The organism is Micromonospora sp. S-DT3-3-22, assembly GCF_015354745.1.
In the GTDB taxonomy this organism is placed as follows: domain Bacteria; phylum Actinomycetota; class Actinomycetes; order Mycobacteriales; family Micromonosporaceae; genus Micromonospora; species Micromonospora wenchangensis.
Map to the genome: position 1 here is coordinate 1 of NZ_JACGMO010000228.1, position 4,521 is coordinate 4,521.

At 72.3% G+C, this 4,521-nt stretch carries 3 protein-coding genes; 2 read left to right on the forward strand and 1 reads right to left on the reverse strand.

The genetic code is table 11. From position 1 onward, the window contains the following. Positions 1-1,465: NAD-dependent malic enzyme (locus H1A17_RS33440; RefSeq protein ID WP_194823761.1), on the reverse strand; the 1,465-nt coding region annotated here is incomplete at its 3' end. A gap of 148 nt (positions 1,466-1,613) precedes the next feature. On the opposite strand from H1A17_RS33440, the gene hflX reads away from it, so the two are divergent. Together hflX and H1A17_RS33450 are read left to right on the forward strand one after the other, a co-directional pair. Further along, on the forward strand, positions 1,614-3,092 hold the full coding sequence (hflX, locus tag H1A17_RS33445) for a GTPase HflX (RefSeq protein ID WP_228544725.1): 1,479 nt from the start codon (positions 1,614-1,616) through the stop codon (positions 3,090-3,092). Between the two features lie 48 nt (positions 3,093-3,140). After that, positions 3,141-4,521: hypothetical protein (locus H1A17_RS33450; protein ID WP_194823762.1), on the forward strand; the 1,381-nt coding region annotated here is incomplete at its 3' end.

Here is a 4,521-nt window from a genome sequence, read left to right on the forward strand (position 1 = left end):
TGGCGCTGGCGGTGGCGGCGATCTCGGGGAGGTCGGCCGGGCCCGGGTCGGCGGCCGGCGGCGGGGTGACGGCCGGGTTCTGGGCGGCGGCCCGGACGGCGGCGGCGACCGCCGGGGCGACCCGGGAGTCGAAGACGCTCGGCACGATCACCGTCGGGTTGATCTTGTCCTCGCCGACCACGTCGGCGATGGCCCGGGCCGCCGCGATCGCCATCTCCTCGGTGAACTCCTCGGCGTGCGCGTCGAGCATGCCCCGGAACACCCCCGGGAAGGCGAGCACGTTGTTGATCTGGTTCGGCTGGTCCGAGCGGCCGGTGGCGACGATCGCGGCGTGCTTGCGGGCCTCCCGGGGGTCGACCTCCGGGTCGGGGTTGGCCAGCGCGAAGACGATCGCGTCCTTGGCCATGGTGGCGATGTCGTCACCGGTGAGCAGGTTGGGGGCGCTCACCCCGATGAAGACGTCCGCACCCCGGACCGCGCCGGCCAGGTCGCCGGAGTAGTTCTCCCGGTTGGTGTTCTCGGCCAGCCACTGCCAGGCCGGGTTCAGGTCGGGCAGGTCGCGGTGCAGGGCGCCCTGCCGGTCGTACGCGATGATGTCGCCGACGCCCTGGCGCAGCAGCAGCTTCATGATCGCGGTGCCGGCCGCGCCGGCCCCGGAGACGACCACCCGGACGTCGGCGAGCTGCTTGCCCACGACGCGCAGCGCGTTGGTCAGCGCGGCCAGCACGCAGATCGCGGTGCCGTGCTGGTCGTCGTGGAAGACCGGGATGTCGAGGGCCTCGCGCAGCCGGGCCTCGATCTCGAAGCAGCGCGGCGCGGCGATGTCCTCCAGGTTGATCCCACCGTACGCGGGGGCGATGGCCTTGACGATCGCCACGATCTCGTCGGTGTCCTGGGTGTCGAGGACCACCGGCCAGGCGTCCACCCCGCCGAAGCGCTTGAACAGCGCCGCCTTGCCCTCCATCACCGGCAGCGACGCCGCCGGGCCGAGGTTGCCCAGGCCGAGCACGGCCGAGCCGTCGCTGACCACGGCGACCGTGTTGCGCTTGATGGTGAGCCGCCGGGCGTCGGCCGGGTTGTCGGCGATCGCCTGGCAGACCCGGGCCACCCCCGGCGTGTACGCCCGGGACAGCTCGTCACGGGTGCGCAGCCCGACCTTCGAGTGCACCTCGATCTTGCCGCCGAGGTGCAGCAGGAACGTCCGGTCGGAGACCTTGCGCACGTCCACCCCGTCGAGCGCGGTGAGCGCCTCGACGACCTGGTCGGCGTGGCCGGCGTCGGCGGTGTCGCAGGTGAGGTCGACGATCACGTGGGTCGGGTCGGAGTCGACCACGTCCAGCGCGGTGACGATCGCACCGGCCTCACCCACCGACGTGGTCAGCCGGCCGATCGAGGAGGCGTCCGCGGGGACCGCGATCCGGATCGTGATCGAGAATCCGGCACTCGGCAGTCGGGTGATGGCCACGGAAATACCTCCGTCGTCGCTGGCGGCTCGTCGCCATTTCTACTCGCCCGCCGGGCCACGGCGGCAGCCGCCCCCGTGTTCGGCGACCTGTGCCACGGGCATATAGCTGTCGCGTTCCGCGTTGACCCATGTCAGGATTACTTGGTACATGCACAGAACGGACAGGAGTCGCAGCTTGCGAGACCAGGAGACCCACACCCCCTACTCGGACGACGACCTCGACGCCACGACCGGCGAGTACGAGCTGTCGGAGCGGCAGGCGTTGCGGCGGGTCCCCGGCCTCTCCACCGAGCTGACCGACATCACCGAGGTCGAGTACCGCCAGCTCCGGCTGGAGCGGGTCGTCCTCGTCGGCGTCTGGACCGAGGGCACCCAGAACGACGCCGACAATTCGCTGACCGAGCTGGCCGCCCTGGCCGAGACCGCCGGTTCACAGGTGCTCGAAGGGCTCATCCAGCGCCGCAGCCGCCCCGACCCGGCCACCTACGTCGGCCGGGGCAAGGTCGACGACCTGACCGGCGTGGTGCTCGCCACCGGCGCCGACACGGTGATCTGCGACGGTGAGCTGTCCCCGTCCCAGCTGCGGAACCTGGAACAGCGCACCAAGGTCAAGGTCGTCGACCGCACCGCGCTGATCCTCGACATCTTCGCCCAGCACGCCAAGAGCAAGGAGGGCAAGGCGCAGGTCGAGCTGGCCCAGCTCGAATACCTGCTGCCCCGGCTGCGTGGTTGGGGTGAGACGCTCTCCCGGCAGACGGGTGGTTCCGGGCGGGGTGGCGGCGCCGGCGGCGGCGTGGGTCTGCGCGGCCCCGGTGAGACCAAGCTGGAGACCGACCGGCGGCGCATCCGGCACCGCATCGCCCGGCTGCGCCGGGAGATCAAGGGCATGAAGACGGTACGCCAGACCAAGCGTGCCCGCCGTTCCCGCAACGCCGTTCCCGCCGTGGCCATCGCCGGTTACACCAACGCCGGCAAGTCGAGCCTGCTCAACCGGCTCACCGGCGCGGGCGTGCTGGTGGAGAACGCACTCTTCGCCACCCTGGACCCGACCACCCGCCGGGCCACCACCTCGGACGGGCGGCTCTACACGCTCTCCGACACGGTGGGTTTCGTCCGGCACCTGCCGCACCAGATCGTCGAGGCGTTCCGCTCGACGCTGGAGGAGGTCGCCGAGGCCGACCTGGTGGTGCACGTGGTCGACGGCACCCACCCCGATCCGGAGGAGCAGGTCCGCGCGGTCCGCGAGGTGCTCTCCGAGGTCGGTGCCGACCGGCTGCCCGAGCTGCTGGTGGTCAACAAGACCGACGCCGCCGACGAGGAGACCCTGCTGCGGCTCAAGCGGCTCTGGCCGGACGCGGTCTTCGTCTCCGCGCACAGCGGACGCGGCATCGACGGGCTGCGCGAGGTGATCGAGCAGCGGCTGCCCCGCCCGGCGGTGGAGGTCCGCGCGATCCTGCCGTACGACCGGGGTGACCTGGTGGCCCGGCTGCACCGGCAGGGCGAGGTGCTCAGCACCTCCCACCTGCCCGAGGGCACGCTCCTGCACGTTCGGGTGGGGGAGGCGCTGGCCGCCGAGCTGACGCCGTTCGTGGCGGCGGGTGACCCGGCGGTGGCCGGCAGTCGGTGAGCGCTCCGGTGTGACCTGAGGTTCATCGCGGCATGCGACACTGACGCCATGCGCCGCGCTGTCTCCTCGGTCACGGTTGCCCTCGCCCTGTTCGGCGCGGCCGTGGCACCCGCTGCTGCCGCCGGGGCGGCACCGGTCTCCGCCGTCCCCGCCGGGGTGGCCCCGCCCGTCACCGGCGCGGGGCCGCTGTCCGTCGGGGCGGGTCCGCTCGCTGCGGCAGCGGGCAAGAAGAAGTGCACGATCACCGACGAGCGGCTGCGCGAGGTGTCGGGTCTGGTCGCCACGAAGACCGGCTACATCGTGATCAACGACGGCACCCTCCAGGAGAGCCGCAAGCGGGTCTTCTTCCTGGACACCAAGTGCAAGATCGCCAAGGAGCCGGTGAAGTACTCCGGCGACGGCCCGTTCGACACCGAGGACCTGGCCCTCTCGCCCGACGGCAAGACCCTCTGGATCGCCGACACCGGCGACAACGTCACCAGCAGGGAACGGCGTACCCGGGTCGCGGTCTGGACGATGCCGGTCACCGGCTCCAAGCAGCCGGTGCTGCACCGGCTGTCCTACCCGGAACGTAAGCCGCACGACGCCGAGGCGCTGCTGATCGGCGCGGACGGCCTGCCCCTGGTGATCACCAAGGTGCCCAGCGGCAAGGCGGAGATCTTCACCCCGGAGTCGAAGCTCGACCCCGACGGCAACGCCGAGCCGGTGCCGATGAAGAAGGTCGGCGAGATCACGCTGCCCAAGACCACCACCGACAACCCGCTGAACATCATCGGCCGGGTGGCGATCACCGGGGCGGCCCGCTCGCCCGACGGCAGCCGGGTGGTGTTGCGCACCTACGCCGACGCCTTCGAGTACGACGTCAGCGGCGACGACATCGTGGCCGCCCTGACCACGGGCAAGCCCCGGGTCACCCCGCTGGCCGACCCGTTCGGCGAGGCCATCTCGTACACCCCCGACGGCACCGGGTTCGTCACCGTCTCCGACGGTGGGGAACTCGCCCCGGAGGACCCGATCGACATCCTCGGCTACACGCCGTCGACCAAGGGCGCCGAGACGATCGAGGGCGCGGCGGGGGCCAAGCCGGCGGCCGAGAAGTCCTGGTACGACAACCTCAGCCTGGACCAGATCACCTATCTGATCGGTGCGGTCGGCGTGATCGGTGCGCTCCTGGTCGGGGCCGGCATCGTCGGGATCGTCAGGTCCCGGCGGCGGGCCGCGACGGCCGGCGACGACCCGGTCGACCAGGACGACGACGTGTTCACCTCCGGTGCGGTCTCCCGGGCCGAGGGGCTGTCGGCCGCCGACGGTCCGCACGCTGCCGACCCGGTCGCGGACCGGCCGCGCGGCGGCGGTGTCTACGGTGCTCCGGCGGCGGCCGGCGGCGCGCCCGCCCGCCCGGCCGGCGGCGCGGTCTACGGCGGCGGCC

Bases quoted from the DNA above. Each gene is read 5' to 3' on its own strand.
- hflX (WP_228544725.1), top strand. From the start codon at position 1,614: ATGCACAGAACGGACAGGAGTCGCAGCTTGCGAGACCAGGAGACCCAC.